The sequence below is a fragment of the Soonwooa sp. genome, assembly GCF_032062245.1.
In the GTDB taxonomy this organism is placed as follows: domain Bacteria; phylum Bacteroidota; class Bacteroidia; order Flavobacteriales; family Weeksellaceae; genus Soonwooa.
The window spans coordinates 264,866-290,384 of sequence record NZ_DAMBQF010000001.1; the positions used below are offsets into that span (position 1 = coordinate 264,866).

The following is a 25,519-nucleotide window of genomic DNA, read 5'->3' on the forward strand; positions in this document are numbered from 1 at the left end:
AAATTAATGTCTTAAATAATAAATTGCCTTTTAGCAAGTTATCTACTTAAATGAGAAAATTCGCCTTTATTATACTTTCTATATTTGTTGTTGTTGGATGTACACCTCGTAAGAAAAAAACGAAGAGTGGCCCGATGAATCGCTTTTCTACCTATTATAACACGATGTTTAATAGTAAAGAAGCCTTCAATACAGAAATGCAAAACCGTACTAAAAGTTTTAAAGACAACTTTTACGAAGCTTATATTCCAATACTTACTACTGAAGATGTCGCAACGGAAGTTTCTAACTTTGGTGCAGGAAATCCGATGACCAACATGAGCGGCAACAAAGGTCCTGCTTCGCCTAATGCAAATTCTACAATGGGAGGAGGTCCATCGCGACCTAGTACTTCTGGAAAAGGAGCTTCAATTTTACAAATTGCAGAAGCCAAAGCATTAAAAACGATTTCTAAAAACTCAGTTCTTGTTAACGGTGTAGAGAAAAATTCGTATATGTTTGACGCTTATATGTTATTGGCAAAATCACGAATGTACCAAGGCAAAAATCACGAAGCTTTGGATGCTTTGAATTATATTTTCAATAATATGCCAAAACATAAACGCATTAATACTGCAAGAATTTATCAAGCCGAAATCTATGCTAAACTAAAAGACTATCAAAAGGCAGATCGCCTTTTCGTTGAGCTTAAAGATGAAAAACTTAACAAAGAAGAAAAACGAACTTTAAGTATTTTCTACTCGGAAATGTTATTAAAATGGGGCAAAAAAAATGATGCTGTAACCGAGTTAGAAGAAGCGTTTGAGTATAATAAAGTTAGAAAAACAAGAAGTAGAATTGCTTATCTACGTGGACAAATCTTAGCAGAATTGGGTAAAAAGCAAGAAGCTAGAGAGTCTTTCACAACGGCTTACAAATACGCTTATGATTTCGAATTCGAGGTTAAAACGCAAATCCAAATTGCTAAAACCTTTGATAATACCAACGACAATTATGACGAGGCTTTAGCTTATCTAGAAAAGATAGCTAAAAAAGGAACTTACGCTTCTCGTAAAAACGAATTGTATTATGCCATGGGACTTTTGGCGCTAAATGCAAAACAAGATAAAGATGCAGATTCTTTGTTTAGAAAATCGATTTCGGCAAAAGTGTCGGATCCACAAATCAGAGGTTTAGCGTTTTCAGAAATTGGAAAAAAATATTTTGCGCAGGACGATTACTTAACAGCTGGCGCTTACTACGATAGTGCTTTGGCGGTTATGACTTACGCACCAGAAAAAGCACGTCTCACAGAGCTTACAACCAATATTAAAAAACTTTCGAAAAACTATTATTTAATAAAGAAAAATGATAGTATTCTTGCGCTTACAAAAATGTCTAAAGAGCAACAAGAAGCCTATTTTGCAAAACATATTGACAAGTTGAAAGCTAAAGAAGCCGCAGAAGAAATTGAAAGAAAAAGAGTTGAGCGATCTAAAGGTTTTGACACTGGCGATTATAACGCTAACTCGATGTTCGCCAACTCTGGCGCTGGAACTTTCGGAGACATCAATATGGCTGGTGATAACAAGAGTACATTCTACTTCGCAAATACCAACAATATCCCGCGTGGAGAAACTAACTTTAAGCAGATCTGGGGCAACAGAACATTAGCTGACAACTGGCGTTACTCCGCAAAATCTCAAACGATAGAAGATCTTAAAAACGAAGCTTTAGGTGTAACTACTGCGCCCGATCCTCGTCGTTTTGAACCAAGTTTCTATACAGAAAAAATACCGAGCAATTCTTCGGATATTGCAAAGCTTAAAAAAGATAGAGATACCGCAAGTCTTGGTTTAGGAATTATGTTTGAGAACTTCTTTAGCAATTCTAAATTGGCGACCAAAACACTTTATGACCTTGTAGATGGGCAACCTGACGAAGACACAGAACTGAAAGCACTTTATCAAGCATTTGTTATTAATTATGAAAAAAATCCTGGTGCTGAAGAACGTGCAAAAACTATGATTTTAGAGAAATATCCGTACACTTCGTATGCAGAGTTTGTAAAAAATCCTCGTGATAAAAACTTCAACAAGTCGTCGGAAGATGTTCAGAAAAAATATGAAGAAGCTTACAAACTTTATGATGAAGGAAAATACCAAGCCTCTTCAGAATTAATTCTTAAAACCATTGACGAGAACAAGAAAGACGCCCTAGTTCCGAAGTTATATTTATTAAATGCTTATAACGCTGGAAAATCTGCTGGTAAAGAAATCATGATTCTTCAGCTTGAGCAGATTGTTCTTAACTATGCCAATACTATGGAAGGCGACAAAGCAAAGCAACTTCTTAAGTATTTGAAAAGTGATATTAAACTTGAAATGACAGACGGCGAAGGTAAAAAGATTGCCCCAACCGAACCTCAGAAAGTCAATAATGCACCAAATCCTGACGAGGAAAAATCTATCAAAATGAGAAGTATAGAAGCTACTCCAAGACCAGGACGACCAGGAATAAATCAAACAGAAGGCCCACCAAAGCCTAAAATGCAAGCGATTTCTCCTGATGCTGCAGACGCTTCTATTCAACAATTAAAAAGTGAAAAATAAAAAAAACCGACACTCAGCTGAGTGTCGGTTTTTTTTTACTATGTTTAAGCTTTATCTAGCTTCACAGTAAAGTGTCTTAAAATCGCTGGTTCTTTCACGATTTTGTAACCTTTGGTGATCTCGTTTCTACGCTCATAGACATTTCTAACAGCCGCTGCGATATAATCCATGTGATTGTTAGTATAAGTCCTTCTCGGAATTGCTAAACGAAGAAGCTCTAGTTTTGGGTAACGATTTTCACGTGTGTCTGGATCACGATCGGCTAATAAAGTTCCGATTTCTACACCACGAATGCCAGCTTCAATATAAAGTTCAAGACCTAAAGTTTGCGCAGGAAATTCTTCACGAGAAATATTTGGTAAGAAACTTAGCGCGTCAACAAAAACTGCATGTCCACCAATTGGCTTTTGTACAGGTACACCGTATTCTATTAATTTATTTCCAAGATATTCAACTTGTGAAATTCTACTTTCAAGATAAGCACTTACTGTCGCCTCGTCCAGACCAACTGCCAAAGCAGCCATATCTCTTCCCGCCATTCCACCATAAGTAATGAAGCCTTCGTAGATAATCGTGAAATTAGAAGCTTTTTCAAAAACTTCTTGGTTGTTAAGTGCGATAAATCCACCAATATTAACCAAACCATCTTTCTTTGATGACATCGTCATACCGTCGCCGTAAGAGAACATTTCTTTACAAATTTCTTTAATGCTTCTCTCCTTTTCACCCTCTTCTCTTTGTTGAATAAAATAAGCGTTTTCTGCAAATCTCGCTGAGTCAAAATAAACTGGAATTCCATATTTATTCGACAATTCTCGAACCGCTTTTATATTTTCTAAAGATACAGGTTGACCGCCAGAAGAGTTACAAGTCACAGTAACTAAACAAAACGGAATGTTTTCTTTTGGATGAGATTTATAAACTTCTTCAAGTTTGTTAAGATCGATATTTCCTTTGAAAGGATAAAGATCATTAATATCAAAAGCTTCATCAATTGTACAATCGATAGCGTGCGCTTTACGGAATTCGATGTGACCTTTAGTGGTATCAAAATGCGAATTACCTGGTACAACATCGCCTTCTTTGACTAAAACTGAAAACAATACATTTTCCGCTGCACGACCTTGATGCGTTGGCAATAGATAAGGAAATCCTGTGATTCTTTCAACGGTAGATTGCAATTCTTGGAACGAGCGAGAACCTGCATAACTTTCGTCACCAGTCATCAACGCTGCCCATTGTTGGTCAGACATTGCGCCAGTTCCGCTATCAGTTAATAGGTCAATAAATACTTGTGATGATTTTAAATTGAATAAATTGTAGTCAGCCTCTTTCAGCCATTGTTCTCTTTGCTCTCGTGTAGACTGTTGGATATTTTCAACCATTTTAATTCTAAATGGCTCAGCATAAGGTAATTCCATATAAATAATGTTTTGTAGATTTTTAAAAATTGATTTTGTCTAAGTCAAATGTGTTTTTAACCTAAAGTGTTTTTCATATTTAAAAATCAAACATCATTCTGGCGCTTTGAAAACGTTATCATCGCTATGGAATCCAGCAACACCGCCACTTACCGCAAACTTCATGGCTTCGGCAGCGCTCATGCCATCAACCTCTTTTATATTATTAAATTTAGTCACAATTACCCAGCCCGAAACGGCGTAAGAATGCGGAAGATAAACCGCAATCATCCCATCCATTTTAACGGCTGACATATCATTTTGAGTTAAAAACCCGATGCGCCAAACTTCTGGATTTTCATTGGTTTTAACCCAAACAGGAACATTGAATTTCTTTTTATCACCGACAAAAGACCCCATCACATCTTTAAGAGACGTGTAGATAAATTTGATGCCCGGCGTATGTTCGAGGATGTAGTCAACACTATCAACAATAATTCGACCGATGATAAATTTGTTTCCAAAATAACCGATAAGCGTCGTCGCAGCAATAACCACAACAAAAACCAATCCTGGAAACTTCTCGGATACAGACGGGATAATGTTATCGATACTAAATACAATGTACCAAATGATCCACGCCGTAACCGCCAAAGGTCCGATAATAACAAGTCCTTGTAAAAAATTTCGGAACGCTAATCCTATATAGTCGTTGAATCCTCTCTTCATATTATCCGTGGATGGTTTCTTTATTTCCGTACGAACGGATAATTTGGGACTCGTAGTCTAGCCACTCTTCCCAGCGTTGGTTTACTTTTTCTGGATCGCCCAATTGACGCGCAAATCCAATGAAAGTTGTATAATGATTCGCTTCCGAAACCATCAACTCGTGATAGAATTTTTTTAGCTTTTCATCTTTAATATTTTCTGTTAAAACTTTGAAACGTTCGCAACTTCTAGCTTCAATCATCGCTGCAAAAAGCATTTTGTCAACAATTAAATCTTCGCGACTTCCTTGCACAATAAATTTGATTAAATCATTTACATAATCGTCTTTTCTTGATCGTCCCAAAACGCCGCCACGTTCTTTGATAATCTCGTGAACTTGGTTGAAGTGATCCAACTCTTCTTGTGCAATCGCCAAAAGTTCGGTAACAATTTCGGGATATTCTGGCAGCATCGTAATCAATCCAATCGCGTTAGTGGCTGCTTTTTGTTCGCACCAAGCGTGGTCAGTTAATATTTCTTCCAAATTGCCTTCTGCAATATTTGCCCAACGGGGATCCGTAAGTAGCTTTAACCTAAACATTTCAATTTTTTTCGTAAAAATAAGAATTTTAAGCGCATTTCCTTTATTTTTAATACAAATTCAGGAATGATGAAAATTTTTAAATTAATAATTCTAAGTCTTGTCGTAATTGCTTGTAATAAACAAGAAAAAATTATAGAAAAACCTACACTCAATTCTCCAGAACTTAAAACTGAAAACATCACATTAATCAATCCAAAAGCCAATATTTTAAAAGATAGACTTCTTCCGATTTCTGATTTTAAAAGAGTGGAAACGCCAGCAAATTCTTGGGAAAATTTTCTACAAAATCTAAAACTGCAGGGTTTTGGAAAACCAATTCTTAAATATGATGGCTCCGAAATATCGGACCAAAAGCATCATGTTGGGATTTTGACTTATGACATAGGGACAACCGATTTGCAACAATGCGCTGATGCGTTGATAAGACTTCGCGCTGAGTATCTATTTAAAAATGAAAAATATAGCGACATCCATTTTCGATTTACAAGTGGTGATAATTACGCTTGGGAATCTTATGCGAAAGGTATTCGCCCAATTATCAATGGAAATTCGGTGAGGTTTTCGCAATCAGCAAGCACAAATCAGCTGAATAATTACCAAGAATTTAGAAAATATTTAGACATAATTTACACTTATGCAGGGACAATTTCTTTGGCTCGAGATCTAAAAGAAGACCGCAACAAAAAAGAATTTGAAATCGGCGATTTGATTATTACGCCAGGAAGTCCAGGCCACGTGGTGATGGTTGTTGACAAAATCGACAACGGCGACCAAAAACGTTATGCTTTGATCGAAGGTTATACGCCAGCACAATCGATACATATTCTTTCTGAAAGCGCAAATCCTTGGTTTGATCTAAAAATTAGCGACAATGTCCCAACACCACGATATTATTTTAAAAACGCAGTTATCAAACATTTTTAAAATTTAAGTTTGTAAAAAACAAGCAATACATTTATGAACCAAATATAATTTTGGTATAATAATTGTGAATTTGAAAAACATTTAACACTATATACCAACATAAAAAAATCAAAATTATGGAAAGCAACTTATCAACAAGACTTAAAAGCGTTCTGATTATGCTTTTATGTTTCTTCAGCACAGGGCTTATCTTTGCTCAAGACAAAGGCGCAGATTTAACTGTTGACATTAACACCAACAAAGGTGGTGGCGCAGGCGAATGGTACACCAACCCAACTTATCTCATTATTGGCGGCGTTGTTCTTATCATTATTATCGCACTTATTATGCGAGGTAGCGGAAGCAAAAACTAAATATTAACACAAAAAAAATAACCGTTTCTTTATTTAGAAGCGGTTTTTTTGCGTAAAATATTTAAAATTTTCCAGCCAAAAGCATCTACTTTTTTAAGAGCTTCTGCAATGATAACCGCAAGCACAACATTGATAATATAAACTGGAATTAAAAGCAAAATCCAATTAACATCATCTTGGAAAGGCACAACAATAAAGTAAATTAAAGAAGAACTAATCCCTTGCGAAAAGTAAAAGAAAATCGCGTTATTTCCGATATATGTCAAGAAGTTTTTCTTGTTAATTTTCAAACGATTATAACCAACAAACAAGGTGACAACTGCAAAAAGCGTCCAAATAATATATGGTAATTTCGGCGGGAATTTATTTTTATTAAGCTTGTAAAAAATTTCTGTTCCATAATTCCAAAACATTCCGAGCAAAGCTATCGCAACAAGTCCATACAAAACAGGAATCATCTTGGTCGGGATTTTTTTCCCACGCATCTGATGCGCAATTAAAAACACAGCAAAGTAAAACGCAACATAACCAACTTGTCCATTTGGATAATATTGTGGAAACAAATTGAATATCAAGGTTAAAGCAATACAAAGCCCAATAAACCAGTTGATATGTTTAGGGAAAAATTTTAAAACTAAAACACCAAATACCGTCAAAATATAATAAACCTTAAGATACCAAAAACTTCCCATCACAACTGGAAACGTGTCAGCATTAGAATATTGATGAAGATACCAATTTCCTAGATTTTGCCATTGTGGTTCCACTGAAATATTCTGTGGAACATACTTCCCGCCAAAGGTCGAATAGAAAGATTTAAGCCAATCCATCGAGAAAAATGTCAAGCCAAAAACTTTGAATAAATAATCTAAAACAAAAAGAAAAGTCACAAAAATCATATACGTGACCTGCAATTTCAACAATCGATAAAAAGTCTTTTCGATGTTATTCCCAGAAGTTATCCCGCTAAGGGCGTAAAACAAAATCACATCAAAAAACAAAGACATCACACGCACTTCCGTCGGTACATAGAATTGCCCTGACCAAAAAACAGTGTGGATAAAAATTACAGAAAGCGTTGCAAAACCTTTTGCAAAATCAATATATAAATCTCTTTTCATTCAGATTATCAAATAATTAAAGGATAAAATTTTACTAAAATTTTGACAACAATATACAACAGAATTAGCTTTTATTAAGACATTTTCACAAACATTTAATTTTTGAGCCTCGATACTTATCCGTATTTTTGCGGGTTAATAAGAAATATGTCAGATATTATACAACTTTTACCCGATCACGTTGCCAACCAAATTGCTGCTGGAGAAGTTGTCCAACGTCCTGCATCCATTGTTAAAGAATTGATGGAAAATGCAATAGACGCTGGCGCTAGCAAGGTAGAACTAATAGTTCGTAATGCTGGAAAAAATCTGATTCAGGTTGTTGATAACGGCGTTGGTATGTCCGACACCGATGCAAGATTGGCGTTCGAACGTCATGCGACTTCCAAAATTAAAAGCACCGAAGATATTTTTAAAATCGCAACCAAAGGTTTTCGCGGCGAAGCTTTAGCCTCGATTGCTGCCGTTGCACAAGTGGAGTTAAAAACTAAAAAAGCCGAAGCTTCTGTTGGGACTAACATCTACATCGAAGGTGGCGAATTGCAGTTTCAGGAACCTGTGCAAACTTTGGAAGGTTCTAACTTTTTAATTAAAAATTTGTTTTTCAATGTGCCTGCGCGACGCAAGTTTTTGAAAAACGACAATATAGAATTTCGTCACATCATCGACGAATTCCAGCGTGTGGCTTTAGCTCACGAAAATGTTGAGTTCGAAATGTTCCACAACGACGAACCTATTTTCCGACTGAGAAAAGGCGGACAAATGCAACGCATTGTGGAAGTTTTCGGCAGAAAAATCCAACCGCTTTTAATCCCTATTAAAGAAGATTTGGGTTGGGTAACACTTAACGGATTTGTTGCAAAACCAGAAGGCGCCAAAAAAACCCGAGGCGAACAATTTTTCTTCGTTAATGGAAGATATTTCCGCAGTCCTTATTTGAGTAAAGCTGTGCAAGAGGCGTTTGAAGGACTTTTGCAGCCAGGCTATATTCCTAGTTTTTTCTTGTATTTGGAACTTGATCCAGAGAAAATCGACGTTAATATTCATCCTCAAAAAACGGAAGTAAAATTCGAGGACGAAGCTTTAATTTTTGCACTTCTTCGTTCAACAATTAAAAAAGCATTAGGAATTTACAACATTGCTCCAAGTTTGGATTTTGATAGAGATCCTGCGATGGATGCTTTCTTCCAACCACAACCGAGCAAAGCTAACACTGAAACTAGCATTAGTGGTGGATCTTCATTTTCGAAAGCGGTGAAAGTTGATCGCAGTTTTAATCCATTTACTTCTGAGAAACCTTCTGCCATCGAAAGCTTTAATCTGTCTGAAATGTACAATGCAGATGTGCCAACTGCGGAACCTTCGAAAATTAATCTTTTTGAGGACGACGACGATTTGGAAGAAGATCTTTTCCGACTTCCAAATGGCTATTGGCTATTTAACAAAGATGGAAAAACCTTGATGCTGGATTTGGGAAGAATTCATCGTGTGATTTTGCAATCGCAGCAGAAAGAGTTTAAGCCAAATAAAAACGGGCAACATCTTCTCTTTTCGATTGAATATCACCTCAACGAAATTGAAAAAAACAAATACAAATCGATTAAAAAATATTTGCCATCACTGGGATTTGACATGGTTATTGCACACGATAATGTGCTACGAATCAACGCAGTGCCAGAAGGTCTTAATGAATCTGCAGTTGCCGGATTTTTAGAAAAAATATTTGAGATTTTGGATTACAGAACAGAAGATGAGTTCATAAGTTTTTATCAAGATCAATGGTTAAAAGTGCATAGCAAATCTAAATTCGATTTTATTTATAAAACTGAAGTAGAACAACTTATAAAAGATTTTATCGACTTGGGCTTTCCACAATACACCGCTTATGGCAAGAAGTGTTTCGAGGAAATACCTTTCGATGATTTTAAAAATAAATTTTAAAATATGTTTCAAAATATGTTTCAAAATATTACGCCAATTACAAAGAACATTATCATTATCAATGTTATTGTTTTTGTAGCTACATTACTTTTAGAAAACTACGGAATATTTGTAACACAGTGGCTTGCTGGGTTTTTTCCGCTGTCGCCTAATTTCCACTCTTGGCAAATTATCACACACATGTTTATGCATGGTGGCTATATGCATATTGCATTTAACATGTTAACTTTATTAAGTTTTGGACCTGTTTTAGAACAAGTTTTAGGAGGTAAAAAATTTACAATTTTATACTTTTTAGCGGGTCTAGGTGGGTTTGCACTATATAATTTATTAAATTTTTATCAAGCTTATCAATTTACAAACATTTTAAATGAGCAAAATTTTAACATACACGACATTTACAAGATATCAGCCTATGGTTATCGTGAAGGCGTTGTTTTTTCAAACAATCCAATAATTCAAGAATATGCTAACGGTTTATATAGAATTTTAGGAACGCCAATGGTAGGTGCCTCGGGCGCCATTTTTGGAGTTGTTGCGGCATTCTCGACATTATTCCCAAATGCGAAATTGATGTTCATGTTTATCCCAGCGCCAATCAAAGCAAAATATCTTTTACCAATTATTATTTTGATTTCTGTATTCTTAGGTGTAGGACAATTTAGTTGGGATAATGTAGCGCATTTTGCACATATTGGTGGCGCATTAGTTGGCTATCTCTACATCAGAAATTGGAAAAAACACAATAACATTATTGGTGGATAATGAAGGTTTTTAATTTCATTTTAACGATAGGACATTTAGTTATTGCAAGCTTGCTAATGGCGATGTTGCTTAATAATTGGATATCGCCAAGCCAAATTTCATTATTAAACTTGTTGTCTTTAGGTTTTCCTATCTTAATGATTTTGAATGTTTTACTTTGTATCTATTGGATCATTTTATTTAAAAAAAGAGCGATTTTATTTTTAGTAATTTCGATTTTATTTATTACGCCAACACGTCGGTGGATTAATTATTCGCCAGAGAAAAAAGACAAAGCTGATTTCACGTTGATGAGCTTTAATGTAAGAAATGGCACGATGGGTAAAGAAGAAATTGAAAACTACATTTCTGAAAAAGATCCTGATATTGTTCTCCTACAAGAAGCGTCAATTGAATTTAATCTTACAAAATATCCACATAAACTTCAACAATTTCCGCATATTCAATGTTATTCAAAATTTCCTATTGAAAAATTTGAAGACATAAAAACGCAAGTTGATATAGGCAATAGTTTTTATACTGATATTAATATTAAAGGAAAAACGATACGTTTCGTTAACATCTACATGGAGCCTTTTCAGATTGATAAACAAATGGTTAGACCAGCCAACTCCATGGACGAAAACGAAGCGAAAGCAAAAGGTTTAGTCAAGAAAATGCTTCCTATTTTTAAGGAACATCAAATCCAAATGCAAAACACGATGACAGCGGTTGACAAATCACCTTATCCTGTTATTTTTGCTGGTGACTTTAACGCGGTTCCTAATTCTTACGAATATTATTTGGCTTCAAAAAACCTAAAAGATGCTTTTGTGGAAGCAGGAAGCGGAAGCGGAACAAGCTTTCATGAATTTAAATTTCCAATAAAAATTGACCATATTTTCACGTCAGAATCGATAAAAGCTTTAAATTATCGTGTTGACAGAAGTGTTCACATTTCGGATCATTTTCCAGTTTTAGCAAGTTTTAAAATCCAATAAAACGATGACAAAATATCTAATTATCCTAGGCGCAATTGTTTTAACATCATGTTCAAAAAAAACAGATGCTAACGCCAGTGTAGAAATTCCTGAGAAGTTAGATTATGACACCATTGCGATTGATTCTTTCGCACCTGGAGCAACGCCAGCTAATATGGCACCAAAAGTAATTGTCGTTAAAGATAGCGCTGCTGAGGCCAAAAAGAAAGAATTGGAAACCCAAATTAAAGAACTCGAAAAAAAGAAAAAGGAGGAAGAAAAAAAGAAAGCCGACGAAAAGGAGAAAGCAAAAAAGACTGAAACCGAAAAAGCTAAAGAAAAGTACAAAGAAGAATCTTCACAAACTCTAACGCCTCCGCCACCAATTGCTAATTAACTCAAAAATCGCGGAAGTTATCTAATTTCCTAAATAAATGTCCTTTAAAGCTCCGGTCATTGTTTTAGAAATATTATCTCCAATGTAATATAATTTAGAGTCGAATTTTCTTTGATAAAGATTTACTTTTTGATCGACTTTAACTTCGACAGCTTGTGTTCTATAAGCTTCAGTCAATGTTTTAAAGATTTTATTAACCTCTTTTTCAGTTAATGATTTAGTCGTTTTATTTTGATAAGCATTAAGCGATTCTTGTAAACTAATATTTGGTTTTTTAAAACTAAACGTATAATAGACTTCTGCAATTTTATCACCTTTAATAAAAGGATTGTCCACTAATTTTACTTCCTTTATTTTATATGATGAATCCCAAAGATTCTGAAACATCGCCATAAAAAATTCTACTACCGAAGCTTTCACAGATTCCGAAATATCTTTAGAAAAATTAGCATCTATAAACTTATCAGTACTAGCTTTAACTTCTTCAACAACAGCTTTTTTACTTAGATTACCATAGACATCGCTTCCTTTGCTTGTTGGTCGTAGATAATCGTTAAGTTCTGCGATGGCACCATCATTCATATTCATCATTGCACGAAAATACAAGCCGAAAACCTCATCTGGCTTTTTAACTTCTTCTTGAGCAAAAATCACTTGTGCAGAAAACAGAGCAACGAGAATAAACGAAATTTTAAAATACTTCATAATGTGTTTTTTCAAGCATTAAATTAAAAATAAAATTCCAATTAAAACCAAAAAAGCTCCGAACGATTTGTCCAGAGCTTTATATAATTTAAAAGAAAATGATTACATCCCTTCTTCTTCGCCTTTCATTTTCTCAGCGTTTTCAGCCATGATAACCGCATCAATCATTTCACCAATATCGCCATTCATGTACGAATCAAGATTATAAATCGACTTATTAATTCTGTGATCCGTCACACGACCTTGCGGATAATTGTAAGTTTTGATCTTTGCAGAACGGTCACCAGTTGACACCATCGACTTTCTTTGTGCCGCGATATCACCTTGCACTTTTTGCAATTCGATGTCATACAGTTTTGTACGAAGCATTTCCATTGCCAATTCGCGGTTAGCTAGCTGAGAACGTGCTTGTTGACAAACAACAACCAATCCAGACGGCTTGTGCGTTAACTGAACTTTCGTTTCTACCTTGTTGACATTTTGTCCTCCAGCACCTCCCGAACGAGACGTTTGCATTTCGATGTCAGCAGGATTTAGTTCAAAATCAACTTCTTCGGCTTCTGGTAAAACCGCAATCGTAATCGCTGATGTATGCACACGACCCTGAGATTCAGTTTCAGGAACACGTTGTACGCGGTGGACACCAGACTCGAATTTCATCACACCATACACGCCATCGCCTTCAACCTTCATAATCAATTCTTTGTAGCCTTTCGCAGCTTCGTTAGAATCGGTAACTTCGTGTCTCCAACCTTTGGTTTTAAAATACATCGTGTACATTCTGTAGATATCTTCCACAAAAATCGCTGCTTCGTCACCACCAGTTCCGGCACGTAATTCTACGATAACGTTTTTGTCATCAGCAGGATCTTTGGGGATTAACAGAACTTTCAACTCTTCTTCCAACGCAGGAATTTTGTCGATAGCCTCTTGTTTTTCCATTTTTGCTAAATCCACCAAATCTTTGTCAGACCCATCAGCAATGATTTCGTCAGACTCTTCAATAGCATCCAAAGCGCCTTTATATTGGTCATAGACTACAACAATTTTTCCCAAATCGCTGTATTCTTTGTTAAGAGTAGAATATCTTTTTTGGTCGTTGATAACATCCGGTTGGATGATCAGATCAGCAACTTCGTTATATCGTTGTTTTATCGCTTCCAGTTTTGGAATAAGAGATTTTGACATCGTGTAATTTTAAGAATGCAAAAATACGAATTTTCAGCGAATTATTTTTTTGGCTGTGTCCCTTTTGTTTTGCCGACTCTAAAACCTTACAAAAACAAACGGGTCGGTCTACGCGCAGTCGCTTTTCTTGTGGCGCCCAAGCTTAGTCGAACCCACCACAATAAAGAGCTCCAACAATGCGCTTCTCCCTCACAGGCACTACTAACCGCAAATAATTCTACTTCAAAATAAAATCTATTTTTAGACGAGTATATGTCTTCATTTTAATAAAAACAAAAAAGCTTGGCATCGAAATCCTTTAAAAAAAAATATTTCTTATCCTTCCCCATTCTCCCCAAATGCGTATTCTGGAAACTATCTTCATATTTTAATCCATAACCAACAATTCTATCAAAAGCAGAATGTTCCAACAAATTTCACAATAAAGCAAAAAAGCTTTTCGGATTTATCCGAAAAGCTTTTCAATATATGTTGTTTCGCTTTGAGTGCAATTCCCAAAACAGAAATTGCCAACTATTAGTGATGACCGTGCGCCACAGGCTTCTCACCAGCAGGTCTTTGGTAGATAACCTCTACACCTTCTTGCTCGTATAGTTTTTGGTAACGTACTTTTTCTGGATCAAAGTTTTTGTTGATTTTTCCAAAATACTCAGCAACACCCTCTGTTAACCAAAGTGGTACAATATAAGTTGCGAACATAAAAATACACCAAAATCCAGCTAAAAACATTGTGAAGAAATAAATAGTCCACAAAAACTGGTAAAACGGCCAAAATGCTGATAACATCATGTCTATAATATTTTATTAGGCAAAAATAGAACTTTTTCTTTTTCTAGCAAAGGTTTTATGCATGTTTTTTAATTTAGAATTTTTCAATATAAAAACTGTTGAATAATTAACATGATAATAAACATTAGATTTTAATGAAAGTACAAATGATATTTTGTTGACTTTTTACGCTTATTTCTTGTTGACTTAGATTTTCTATCACCAATAAATCGTCTTTTTTTAATGTTATTTTTCGATTATTTAATTGAATTTCGGTTTCTACTTTTGCAAAAACAAAGATAAAATCCGCAATAGAATTACTAAATTCGGTTAAGATGTCGACGGCTGAAAACGTGATAGATTTCGAAACCATTACATTAAAATCTTTACCCAAACTGTGCGAAATAATCTCATCGTTAGAGTCGAATACAAAAACATCTTGTTGGGAATAATGCTCTATTTTATCGTTTCTTCTGATCTTTAAATCATTGTCTAACATCACCAAAAAACGTTGAAAATTTTCAAAACGAGTGAAAATTGAAGGTTCTTTTTCTATAGAAGCAGCACTTATTCGAAACAAAAAATCTTTATTTGCATACTTTGTTTCGTGTGGGTAAATAAAATACTCGAAAGTTTTTCCGCCATCCCAAATCGAAGGAGAAATATGATGTTTTGAGATTTTAGTGTATTTCATTGGAGAATGTTTAGATTTAATTATAAAAATTGTAACAATGATAGTTCTCGATACGCATTTTCTTCATTTTATTTCGAAAACACTACTCGAACTGACGGAGGTTATTATTCTTCTTCAAATAGTATTAAACCCTCGTCACTTCGAGTAAAGCAGCGGAGCGAAGTGCATAGAGAAGTTTATAAGACAAGTTCTCTATACGATTTTTGCAAAATCTACTCGAAGGGACGTTAGTTTTCTTATCCCGAACTCAAGTTAAATTAAGGATATTTTCACATTTTTAATTAAAAAAACGGTTGCAAAATTCTTATTTACAACCGTTTTATCTTTAATGTATGTTAAAACTTAAATAAAGTTTCTTCTTAATTTTAATGCGCCAAATTTGCGAAGAAATCATTGCCCTTGTCATCCGTAATGATGAACGCAGGGAAATTAACCACTTCAATTTTACGCACAGCTTCCATTCCTAATTCTGGGAAATCAACCACTTCAACAGACTTGATGTTGTCTTTCGCCAAAATCGCGGCTGGACCTCCGATAGAGCCTAAATAAAATCCACCATATTTTCCGCAAGCGTTGGTTACATCTTTACTTCTGTTTCCTTTCGCAAGCATCACCATACTTCCGCCGTTGGCTTGGAATTCGTCCACATAAACGTCCATTCTTCCCGCTGTTGTTGGTCCAAAACTTCCTGAAGGCATTCCTTCTGGCGTTTTTGCTGGCCCAGCGTAATAAATTGGATGATTTTTGAAATATTCTGGCATTGGTTTTCCTGCATCCAACAATGCTTTAATTTTTGCGTGAGCAATATCTCTTGCAACGATTAAAGTTCCGTTCAGTTTCAAACGGGTTTTGATGGGATATTTAGACAATTCAGCCAAGATTTCTGGCATTGGTCTGTTCAAATCAATCGTTACAGGCTCTTCCAAATGCGGAGGCGTTGCAGGTAAGAATTTCTCTGGATTGGTTTCCAACTGCTCCAAGAAAATACCGTCTTTGGTGATTTTTCCTTTGATATTTCGATCGGCAGAACAAGAAACGCCCATTCCAACCGGACAAGAAGCCGCGTGACGAGGCAAACGAATCACACGAACATCGTGCGTTAAATATTTTCCGCCAAACTGCGCTCCAATCGCACTTTCTTGACAAATTTTCTGAACTCTTTTCTCCCACTCCAAATCGCGGAAAGCCTGACCGCCCATGTTTCCTTCAGTCGGAAGATTATCGTAATAGCCAGCACTTGCTTTTTTAACCGCAGCCAAATTCGCTTCTGCAGAAGTTCCGCCAATCACCAAAGCCAAGTGATAAGGAGGACATGCTGCAGTTCCTAAATCCATAATTCTTTCTCTCACAAAAGCGTCTAAAGAAGCTTCATTCAACAAAGATTTTGTTTTTTGATATAAGAACGTTTTGTTTGCAGAACCGCCACCTTTTGCTAAGAATAAAAATTTGTAAGCATCACCTTCTTCGGCATAAATGTCGATTTGTGCAGGCAAATTAGAACCCGAATTTTTCTCATCAAACATCGTCAAAGGAACGATTTGAGAATATCTTAAATTCTGCTCTTGGTACGTATTGTAAATTCCTTTCGAAATCCATTCTGCGTCGTTTGCGCCTGTGTAAACGTTTTCACCTTTTTTGGCAACGCAAATCGCCGTTCCCGTATCTTGACAAGAAGGCAACGCACCTTGAACCGCAACTGCTGCGTTTTGAAGTAAGTTATAAGCAACAAATCTGTCGTTATCTGTAGCTTCTGGGTCGTCGATAATGTTTTTTAGTTTCTGTAAATGAGCCGAACGAAGCATGAAAGAAACGTCTTTCAAAGCGTTTTCAGCAAGGAGTTCCAAAGCTTTTGGGTCAACTGTTAAGATTTCTCTGTCGCCCAATTTCTCAACTTTTACAAAGTCAGAAGAAAGCTTTTTGTATTGTGTATCGTCTTTTAAAATAGGAAATGGTTCCTGATAAGAAAATTCCATAATTTGATTGATTTCTGAAATAAAAATAATTCCCGTAAAATTAAGCATTGCAAAATGCTCTACTTGAACAAAATGAGTAAAATCAGTAAAGCATATTGATATTTATAATGATTATAAATTGGCTCTGAAAATTATTATTCCTAATTTTAAACAACAAAAGTTTGGAATGAAAAAAATTGGAATTATCGGTTGCGGTTGGTTGGGTTTTAGAATGGCAAAACATTTTGCTCCAACAAATGATATTTTTGCAACGACAACTTCTTATGATAAAGTGAAAATGCTTTCTGAACAGGGTTTCAAAACATTTAAAATTGATTTTGATGCAGATGAATTTTTAAAACCTAATGAAATTTGGAATAATTTAGATGTTGTCATTATCACGATTCCTTTTTCTAAATCTGCGGATTTTGAAGATTTAAAGAAGAGATTCGAAAATTTAAGTTCATTTCTTAAAGATTTTGAAAAACAGATTTTTTTGATGAGTTCTATTGGAATTTATCCTCAAATTGAGCAAGAAATTACAGAAAACAATTTGGATGAAAATTTATTAAATCCAAACATTTTCGGAATTGAAAATTTAATGAAAAAGAATTTTTCTCAAATTAATATTCTACGATTAGGCGGATTGATGGGCGATGACCGGTATTTGAATAAATATAAAATCAAAGAACCACAACAAATCGTGAATCACATTCATTTTGAAGATATTTCCAGAGTTGTTGAAAAAATGATTGACGAGAATTTACAATCGAAAACTTACAATTTTGTCGCGCCTTTGCATCCTACAAAGCAACAGGTTTTGGATTTTCAAACCAAAAATATCGAAACAAAAATTGGAGAAAGCTTTGGACGAAAAATTATTTCTACACATTTAGAAAATGATTTGAAGTACGAATTTCTTCATCCCAATCCGAGAAAATTTAAATAAATAAAAATATGGATTACAGAATAGAACACGACACAATGGGCGAAGTAAAAGTGCCTGCTGATAAATATTGGGGAGCACAAACCGAACGTTCTCGCAACAATTTCAAAATCGGTCCAGAAAGTTCGATGCCGCACGAAATTATCGAAGCTTTCGCCTATTTGAAAAAAGCGGCAGCGCTTGCTAATGCAGATTTAGGCGTGCTTCCGAAAGAAAAAAGTGACATGATTGGAAAAGTCGCAGATGAAATTTTAGCTGGAAAACTTAATGACCAATTTCCTTTGGTAATTTGGCAAACCGGTTCTGGAACACAATCTAACATGAATGTGAACGAAGTAATTTCTAACCGAGCTCATGTTTTGAATGGCGGAAAGTTGGGCGAGAAATCTGAAATTCACCCGAATGATGATGTCAACAAATCTCAGTCGTCAAATGATACGTATCCAACAGCAATGCACATCGCAGCTTATGTAAAAGTGGTTGATGTGGTAATCCCCGCTGTTGAGAAACTAAAAATTACGTTGAAGGAAAAATCCGAAGCTTTTAAAGATATTGTAAAGATCGGTCGAACGCATTTGATGGACGCAACGCCGTTGACTTTAGGTCAAGAATTTTCAGGTTACGCTGCACAATTGGAATATGGATTGCGAGCATTGAAAAATACACTTCCGCATCTTTCGGAACTCGCTTTGGGCGGAACAGCAGTGGGAACAGGGTTGAACACGCCAAAAGGTTACGACGTAAAAGTGGCAGAATATATTTCGAAATTAACGGGACATCCTTTCATCACGGCGGAAAATAAATTTGAAGCTTTGGCGGCGCATGATGCGATTGTTGAATCTCATGGTGCTTTGAAGCAATTGGCAGTTTCATTATTTAAAATTGCACAAGATATCCGAATGTTGGCTTCTGGACCACGTTCCGGAATTGGCGAAATCCACATTCCTGAAAATGAGCCTGGTTCTTCCATCATGCCTGGAAAAGTAAATCCGACTCAAAATGAAGCATTGACAATGGTTTGTGCACAAGTTTTAGGAAACGACACTACGATTTCTTTTGCAGGAACGCAAGGGAATTATGAGTTGAATGTTTTCAAACCTGTGATGGCGTACAACTTCTTACAATCAGCTCAATTGATTGCAGATGCTTGTATCTCGTTTAATGATCATTGTGCGGTGGGAATTGAGCCAAACTTACCACGAATTAAAGAATTGGTAGATAAATCATTGATGTTGGTAACGGCTTTAAACACCCATATCGGCTACGAAAATGCCGCAAAAATTGCAAAAATGGCGCACAAAAACGGAACAACTTTAAAAGAAGAAGCGGTAAATCTCGGTTTGGTAACGCCTGAACAATTTGATGCTTGGGTAAAGCCTGAGGATATGGTGGGAAGTTTGAAATAGAGGAAAGAAGAAAGAGAAAGGATCAAAGACTTGAAGTTTTCTTAAATTTAAACCTCATAGATTTTGAAAACCTATGAGGTTTCTTGTGTAATGAAACCTAGAATTTGTAAAGGATAATTTTTAAAGAAATGTTGAACCCTGAAAGGCTTTGAAAGCCTTTCAGGTTTTTTTTGAATAACCAACCTTGATAGCATTTGATTGTTGCGCCTCGATTGATTCAGACTTGTTTTTGCTTTTTGATAAGGCAGCAGATTGTTGCGCCCTCGATTGATTCTGATATATTTATTTGCTTAAGGAATCATCGAAACTCGTTCCTCGTTTTGAAGCGGTTACCCCACAGCGAGCTGAAAGCGAGCGAGGAGTAAAAGCGGATAGCGGGAAAAGGCGCCCAAATAAAAACAAAAAAACTCCGAGCCAGAACTCGGAGTTTTATATTTAAACTAAAAATTTCGGTTTACTTGAAATCTGCGTCTTTAGCCTTGTTTAATTCGTACTTGCTTACAACGAAATCAAGGTTTTGCCCCATCATAGATTGCGATATTTTGTAAGGAAACTTAACACCATCCACCGCTTTGTAATCGCCGTATGTTGTTGGGATTGTAACCTCTTGACCATTTATCTTTTGAGTTTTTGTTTCACCAGTTTTAAGACCTGATGCTACGCTGTAATAATAAACCGTCGATCCATCTTTGATGGCGTAAGAATCTTCGCCGTTAATCTTCTCGATACCTGATACTTTAAGATCCGCTTTTTTCGCAAAAGCAACTTCTGGGAACAACTCTTTATCGTTTGCAAACTCAGCTTTCATCTCTGCAGGAAGATCCATCGTTTGACCTTGCGCAGTCATTTTACCATTAACACCGTCGAATACTACTTTTTGCATGCTGTTGCCCATCACCTTCATGTCCATCAACATTTTGCCTCCTTTAGCTTTTACCATTGTCATATCCAAATTCATACCCTGAACCGAAGCAGCAGCCGTTGTAGCAATAGATGTCACCTTATCCAAAGCAGCCTTACCACCAATTGCAGTAATGTATTTGTCCGCAACTTGTGCCGCTGTAACATCTATTTTTTGAACTATCGGTTTTGAAATCTTGTTGGCGTCTTTGTCATAATAGTTAACTGTGAAACCTAATTTTTCCAAACCATCAGAAACTTCCGACGACTTACCAGCTACAAAAATTCTACTTTGGTTAGGAAGAATATTAGCTTTGGCTGCGTTTTGAACATCTTCAACGGTTACATTGTCGATCGCCTTAAGATAGTTAGCATAGAAATCTTTTGGAAGGTTATAAATCTCTGAATTAACAGCAAATTTCGCCATAGTTTCTGGCTTTTCCATTGAACGGATAAAGTCACCTTTTAACTTCGCTTTTGCATTAGCCAATTCTTCTGGTTTGATCGTCGCAATTCCTTTTAATTCATTTAAAAATTCAGTAACTGCTTTGTCTGTCACTTCGTTTCTTACACTAGATTCCGCACTGAATCCTGGTGAATATTTACTGGTTGATAAACTTGAATAAGCGCCATAAGTAAAGGCATTTTTCTCACGAAGATTCATGAAAAGACGCGCTTCGCCTCCACCACCAAGAATGTAATTCGCGATTGTTGCAGCGAAAAACTGAGGGTCTTTCATCTGAAGCGTTGTGATATTCCCAACCGAAATTACAGATTGTACCGCCGATGGCACATCGATCATTTCTATTTCTGTTTTAGCAACATTTTTAGCTGGTTCAACCGCAGGAATCGTAGTTGAAGATTTTTTCCAAGCATTAAATTTGCTCTCAACAAGTTTTTTAACATCTTTAAATTTAACGTCACCAACAACTACCAGATAAGCGTTGTTTGGCGCAAAATATTTAGAATAAACATCTTGAACATCATTCAACTGAATTGCATTGATTGAAGCTTCGGTTTCGAACTCACCTCTTGCAGTATTTTTACCGTAGATAACAGCATTAGAAACTTTAGAAGCGATGGACTGTGCACTTTTTTCGTCAAGTTTTAAAGCTTCGATGCTTCTTTCTTTAGATTTCTGAATTTCGTTAGCAGAGAATTTTGGATTAATCGCCGCATCTGCCATCAAACCAAGGATTTCTGGAAAATATTTTGACAAGGTATTTGCAAAAGCACCATTCGAACTAAAATTAATTGTCGAACCTAAAAAGTCAACTCTTTTGTTGAAATCATCTTTTGACATTGTTGTCGTTCCGTTTCCTAATTGATCTGCCATAATGCTGTTAACGCCAACAATTTTGCCTTCATATACAGGCGGACGATCCATAGAAAGTGTTACGTTAACTCTCGGAAGTTTGTGGTTTTCTACAACCATAACCGTCAAACCATTGCTAAGTTTGAAAGTCTGAGGCGTCGCAATATTGATGCTAGGTGTTGGACCAGCTTTCGGCATTGCGTTGATATCTATTTTTTGAGCCATCGTCATTCCTGAAATCAGAAAACTTGCGGCTATATATGTAAGTTGCTTTTTCATTTGATTATTTTTTTTCAGGTAGATAATTGATGATTACTCTTTGGTTAGGATTAAGATACTTCTTCGCTGCGTTTCTTAGATCCTCTTTAGTTACAGAACGATAGATATCAATTTGTTTGTTGATCAAATTAGTATCGCCATATAACACATTGTATGTTGCCAAAGAACTTGCAATCCCCTGAATGCTCGAGTTTGCGTTTACAAACTGATTCTCAACAATGTTTTGAAGTTTTTGATAATCCTCATCAGAGATAAGGTTAGTTTGTAATTTTACGATTTCGGCATCAATATCTTTTTGTAAAACATCTTTGCTTGTAGATCCCATCGGAATTGCAAAAAATGCGAAAATACCATAATCTTCTAGACCCAAGTTAATCGCTTGTACTTCCAAAGCTTTCTTCTCTTGGTCCACTAATTTTTTATAAAGAACAGATGATTTTCCGTTTGATAAATAAGTCGAAAGCATGCTCAAAGCATAAGATTCTTTATCACGACTTCCTGGCACTCTGTAAGAAAATAAATAAGCTGGAAGTTGAATGTTAGGATCATTCCAAGTTACTTCTTTAGCTTGTGTAATTGGATCTTCCTTTATTGTTGTTCTTTTAACTTCTGGACCTTTTGGAATAGAACCGTAATACTCTTCGATCCATTTTTTCGTTTCATCTTTTTTGAAATCACCCGCTACAACTAATGTTGCATTGTTCGGCGAATAATATTTTTTGAAGAAATCCTGAAACTCTTCCAATTTCGCACTATTAAGATCTTCCATCGTACCAATCGTTGTCCAACGGTAAGGATGTTTTGCGAAAAGGTTGGTTTGTAAAGCTGTCAAAAGGTTTCCGTAAGGTTGGTTGTCCATACGCAATCTTTTTTCTTCCTTTACAACTTCGCGTTGTGTATCAACACCAATTTGGTTGATAATCGGCTGGCGCAATCTGTCAGCTTCCATCCAAAGACCTAATTGTAGATTGTTGCTCGGGAAAGTTTCGTAGTAGTAAGTTCTATCATTAGTCGTATTGGCATTGTTAGTTCCACCGTTTGATGATACTATTTTGAACCAATCTCCTCTCTTAATATTTTTTGTCCCTTCGAATAAAAGGTGTTCAAAAAAGTGTGCAAAACCACTTCTCCCAACTTCTTCATCTTTAGCACCAACATGGTACATAACGCCCGTTGTTACAACAGGAGCCGAGTTGTCTTGATGCAAAATAACGTGCATCCCGTTAGGAAGGTTATACTCCTCGAATTTGATTTCTTGCGCGTTCATCAGCATTCCTGTCAATGCTAAAGCCGCCGTAGATAAAAATTTTAATTTCATTTTTGACTATGGTTAATCTCCTCAATAGGTAACAAAAAATTCGATGTTGTTACAGTTTCATTAATATTTTTCTAAATTTTAAACAAAATTAAAGACCTTCTGCAAAAAAAGCTTCCAACTCTTGAAGCGTTTCTGGAGAGGTTTGAATATCGCGAACCAATTCTCCTTTGTTGAGAACAACTATTCTCTCCGAAATTTCGGTAGTATGCGCCAAATCGTGACTCGAAATCAAAAATGTTGATTCCGAATTTTGCGACCAATTTCTAACTAAATTTTTAAGTTTAATTTGTGTCGTTGGATCGAGATTCGCAAAAGGCTCATCCAAAACAATAATTTCTGGTTTACCAATCAAAGCGCCAACAATGCCAACTTTTTTCATATTTCCTTTAGAAAGATCACGAATATATTTTTTTGAGTTTAAAATTTCACCATTAAAAAAATCATCAAATTGCTTAAGAAACTCATCAACACTCGCTTTGTTCTGTCCACGTAATTCGCCCAAGAAATAAAAATATTCTTCTGGCGTCAAATAGCCAATCAAAAAACTTTCGTCAATAAAAGCCGACACTTTATTTTTCCAATTTTCGGAGGTGTTGACTTTTTCGTCATCGATTGCTACAAATCCAGTTGTGGCTTCTATTAAATCCAAAAGCAAACTAAACAAAGTTGTCTTCCCAGCACCGTTATTACCCACTAAGCCAATCGTTTGACCTTTCGGGAATTCGAGGTTTTCAATTTTTAAAACCGTTCTGTCACCGTATGTTTTTGATAAATTATTTATAGATATCATGATTTTCTTTTTTTAAGTTGTTTTTTTGAAAGCGGTTAAAGTGTCGTATTTTTCCTTTTTGTAAAGTCGAACGATATAATCGAATATTTTTTCACGAATCAAAAATCCAATAACGCCCACAACTGCAATTGCTACAACCGCCGCAACTGTCCCGAAAAATGTAATTGTTACACCATAGATTAACATTGGCAATGCCATTTTCGGAATCGCTAACAATATATTTTTAAAACTAAAATTATTCTGTTGTCCCATCGATTTTTTTGCGGCATTAAGATCGATAGGATTTTTGTTAAACGCACCCGAAAGTAGCGTCACTTGGGAGTTAACTCCGATATTATAAAGTCCAGCAGCAAAGAAGGTGAAATAAACTTCCCAACCAAAAAACGCATAAAATAAAGCGAAAATCATCGACACAAAAGTTACAATATTTACGAGCCACCATTTGGCTTTAAGATAATCTTTGTAAGGGACATTTAGCGTCATCATCAACGGATAATATGAGCTATCGAAAGACGGCACTTTTTGTCCAAACAACATCTGGAAACCGCCAGTCACAAAAATCCCTAGAAACATCATCATTGTAGGCGTTTCGTAAGTTGGACTTGCAAACATCAATAATCCGTAAAATAGAAATAAAAATCCGCCCATCGCCACAGATTTTGCTGCTTTACTACGTTTCAACATTCGGATATCGTTGTTAAGAAAAGTTCCTAAAATCCCAAATCTATTCAAGAATTGAATATTCTCGGTTTTACCTTCTTCTTTTTTTAATTCAAGTCCTTTATCAAGATAAAAATTAGATTTAATTTGTTTAAAAACCAAAAATAATAAAGGAATAAATATCAAAACTGGAACAATACAAAGCCAAGGTTTTGTGTAAAACGAGTAAAATAATTGTCCAGAAAAATATCGAAAATTGATAATTCCATAATAATCTAAAGCCGCCAAAACCAACAAAGATCCTCCAATAATGTAAGCAACAATGTCTTTTCCATTCATCAAAATATTAATGAGGTTACTAATAAAGTACAGACACATAATAGCAAACAACCACGCCAAACTTCCTATAATACTGTAGCCATTTATCAATAACAAAACAACAAATGGTACATACAGAAAAGCATTCCCCCAAGTAAAAAATGACAAAAATGTTTTCGAAATCAAATATTTAACGACCGTATTTTTAGGAATATTCATGGTTAAAAAAGCCTTGATATTCTGCGTCGGCATCTGCTGCATAAAATATCTCAAAAACACATCCGCCAAAAAAGCATACAACAAAAACTGTCCAACAAAATACAAAGGATCTGTCAGAAGTTTTTCTTTCGGATAATAAAAAACCGCAACGCTAACCCCAACAAATGCTATCAGAAAATACACGATCAGCATCGCTTGCAAAATCTTCATTATAAGATTGGAAGCAAAACTGCTGGATCGCATAAAGTTCCTGAATTCTAAAACTGCAAAACGTTTGATCATATCTGTAAGATTTAAA

At 35.7% G+C, this 25,519-nt stretch carries 22 protein-coding genes and 1 pseudogene; 9 read left to right on the forward strand and 14 right to left on the reverse strand.

Translation table 11 applies throughout. From position 1 onward, the window contains the following. The first annotated feature begins 50 nt into the window (after positions 1-50). Positions 51-2,591, forward strand: coding sequence for a tetratricopeptide repeat protein (locus RT037_RS01195; protein ID WP_313027347.1), 2,541 nt, complete (start codon positions 51-53; stop codon positions 2,589-2,591). Positions 2,592-2,635: 44 nt separating this feature from the next. Here the strand turns inward: RT037_RS01195 and RT037_RS01200 are convergent, their stop codons facing one another. From RT037_RS01200 to RT037_RS01210, 3 genes are all read right to left on the reverse strand, one after another. Beyond that, entirely contained in the window at positions 2,636-4,012 is a 1,377-nt protein-coding gene (locus RT037_RS01200) for a tryptophanase (RefSeq protein WP_313027351.1), read from the reverse strand. 93 nt (positions 4,013-4,105) lie between these two features. Continuing rightward, a complete protein-coding gene (locus tag RT037_RS01205; RefSeq protein ID WP_079666410.1) occupies positions 4,106-4,720 on the reverse strand; it encodes a DUF502 domain-containing protein in 615 nt (204 codons plus the stop codon). A gap of 1 nt (position 4,721) precedes the next feature. After that, entirely contained in the window at positions 4,722-5,300 is a 579-nt protein-coding gene (locus RT037_RS01210; RefSeq protein WP_312322730.1) for a tRNA-(ms[2]io[6]A)-hydroxylase, read from the reverse strand. Positions 5,301-5,366: 66 nt separating this feature from the next. On the opposite strand from RT037_RS01210, the gene RT037_RS01215 reads away from it, so the two are divergent. Both RT037_RS01215 and RT037_RS01220 read left to right on the forward strand, forming a co-directional pair. Beyond that, positions 5,367-6,227, forward strand: coding sequence for a DUF4846 domain-containing protein (locus RT037_RS01215; protein ID WP_313027358.1), 861 nt, complete (start codon positions 5,367-5,369; stop codon positions 6,225-6,227). 116 nt (positions 6,228-6,343) lie between these two features. Further along, entirely contained in the window at positions 6,344-6,580 is a 237-nt protein-coding gene (locus tag RT037_RS01220; protein ID WP_313027361.1) for a hypothetical protein, read from the forward strand. Between the two features lie 29 nt (positions 6,581-6,609). Here the strand turns inward: RT037_RS01220 and RT037_RS01225 are convergent, their stop codons facing one another. Beyond that, positions 6,610-7,701, reverse strand: coding sequence for an acyltransferase family protein (locus RT037_RS01225; protein ID WP_313027365.1), 1,092 nt, complete (start codon positions 7,699-7,701; stop codon positions 6,610-6,612). A 147-nt stretch (positions 7,702-7,848) separates the two neighbouring features. Here RT037_RS01225 and mutL point away from each other — a divergent pair, with 147 nt between their 5' ends. Genes mutL through RT037_RS01245 form a run of 4 tightly spaced genes read left to right on the forward strand, consistent with a single transcriptional unit; the run spans position 7,849 to position 11,763 of the window. Next, positions 7,849-9,642 (forward strand): DNA mismatch repair endonuclease MutL, encoded by a 1,794-nt coding sequence (gene mutL, locus RT037_RS01230; RefSeq protein WP_313027369.1) that lies wholly within the window; start codon positions 7,849-7,851, stop codon positions 9,640-9,642. Between the two features lie 15 nt (positions 9,643-9,657). Then, a complete protein-coding gene (locus tag RT037_RS01235) occupies positions 9,658-10,407 on the forward strand; it encodes a rhomboid family intramembrane serine protease (RefSeq protein ID WP_313027372.1) in 750 nt (249 codons plus the stop codon). After that, positions 10,407-11,387: an endonuclease/exonuclease/phosphatase family protein gene (locus RT037_RS01240; protein ID WP_313027375.1), complete on the forward strand. Its 981-nt coding sequence runs from the start codon at positions 10,407-10,409 to the stop codon at positions 11,385-11,387. The genes RT037_RS01235 and RT037_RS01240 overlap by 1 nt, the downstream gene beginning before the upstream one ends. Positions 11,388-11,391: 4 nt before the next feature. Then, positions 11,392-11,763, forward strand: coding sequence for a hypothetical protein (locus RT037_RS01245; protein ID WP_312324211.1), 372 nt, complete (start codon positions 11,392-11,394; stop codon positions 11,761-11,763). A gap of 21 nt (positions 11,764-11,784) precedes the next feature. Here RT037_RS01245 and RT037_RS01250 read toward each other — a convergent pair whose 3' ends face one another. From RT037_RS01250 to RT037_RS01275, 6 genes and pseudogenes are all read right to left on the reverse strand, one after another. Continuing rightward, entirely contained in the window at positions 11,785-12,468 is a 684-nt protein-coding gene (locus RT037_RS01250; protein ID WP_313027379.1) for a hypothetical protein, read from the reverse strand. A 102-nt stretch (positions 12,469-12,570) separates the two neighbouring features. After that, the gene (gene prfA / locus RT037_RS01255; RefSeq protein ID WP_079666401.1) at positions 12,571-13,656 is read right to left on the reverse strand and encodes a peptide chain release factor 1; all 1,086 of its coding nucleotides are present in this window, start codon (positions 13,654-13,656) and stop codon (positions 12,571-12,573) included. A 263-nt stretch (positions 13,657-13,919) separates the two neighbouring features. Beyond that, a pseudogene (locus RT037_RS01260) lies at positions 13,920-14,069 on the reverse strand (DUF4260 family protein); the annotation flags it as partial. A 103-nt stretch (positions 14,070-14,172) separates the two neighbouring features. Beyond that, positions 14,173-14,445 (reverse strand): hypothetical protein, encoded by a 273-nt coding sequence (locus tag RT037_RS01265; RefSeq protein WP_312324214.1) that lies wholly within the window; start codon positions 14,443-14,445, stop codon positions 14,173-14,175. Between the two features lie 124 nt (positions 14,446-14,569). Beyond that, positions 14,570-15,118, reverse strand: coding sequence for a HutD family protein (locus RT037_RS01270; protein ID WP_313027387.1), 549 nt, complete (start codon positions 15,116-15,118; stop codon positions 14,570-14,572). A 365-nt stretch (positions 15,119-15,483) separates the two neighbouring features. Then, positions 15,484-17,091: a fumarate hydratase gene (locus tag RT037_RS01275; protein WP_313027391.1), complete on the reverse strand. Its 1,608-nt coding sequence runs from the start codon at positions 17,089-17,091 to the stop codon at positions 15,484-15,486. A gap of 166 nt (positions 17,092-17,257) precedes the next feature. Here RT037_RS01275 and RT037_RS01280 point away from each other — a divergent pair, with 166 nt between their 5' ends. Continuing rightward, entirely contained in the window at positions 17,258-18,019 is a 762-nt protein-coding gene (locus RT037_RS01280; RefSeq protein WP_312323349.1) for an epimerase, read from the forward strand. A gap of 8 nt (positions 18,020-18,027) precedes the next feature. Next, positions 18,028-19,422, forward strand: coding sequence for a class II fumarate hydratase (fumC, locus tag RT037_RS01285; protein WP_312323350.1), 1,395 nt, complete (start codon positions 18,028-18,030; stop codon positions 19,420-19,422). 454 nt (positions 19,423-19,876) lie between these two features. Here the strand turns inward: fumC and RT037_RS01290 are convergent, their stop codons facing one another. The 4 genes from RT037_RS01290 to RT037_RS01305 all read right to left on the reverse strand — a co-directional run bounded on the left by RT037_RS01290 (position 19,877) and on the right by RT037_RS01305 (position 25,503). Next, on the reverse strand, positions 19,877-21,916 hold the full coding sequence (locus RT037_RS01290) for a pitrilysin family protein (protein WP_312323351.1): 2,040 nt from the start codon (positions 21,914-21,916) through the stop codon (positions 19,877-19,879). Between the two features lie 4 nt (positions 21,917-21,920). Beyond that, positions 21,921-23,234, reverse strand: a complete 1,314-nt coding sequence (locus RT037_RS01295; protein WP_079666390.1) for a M16 family metallopeptidase — start codon at positions 23,232-23,234, stop codon at positions 21,921-21,923. Between the two features lie 88 nt (positions 23,235-23,322). Further along, the gene (locus tag RT037_RS01300; RefSeq protein ID WP_313027403.1) at positions 23,323-24,024 is read right to left on the reverse strand and encodes an ABC transporter ATP-binding protein; all 702 of its coding nucleotides are present in this window, start codon (positions 24,022-24,024) and stop codon (positions 23,323-23,325) included. Between the two features lie 12 nt (positions 24,025-24,036). Next, the gene (locus RT037_RS01305; protein WP_313027406.1) at positions 24,037-25,503 is read right to left on the reverse strand and encodes a DUF5687 family protein; all 1,467 of its coding nucleotides are present in this window, start codon (positions 25,501-25,503) and stop codon (positions 24,037-24,039) included. Between the last annotated feature and the right edge of the window lie 16 nt (positions 25,504-25,519).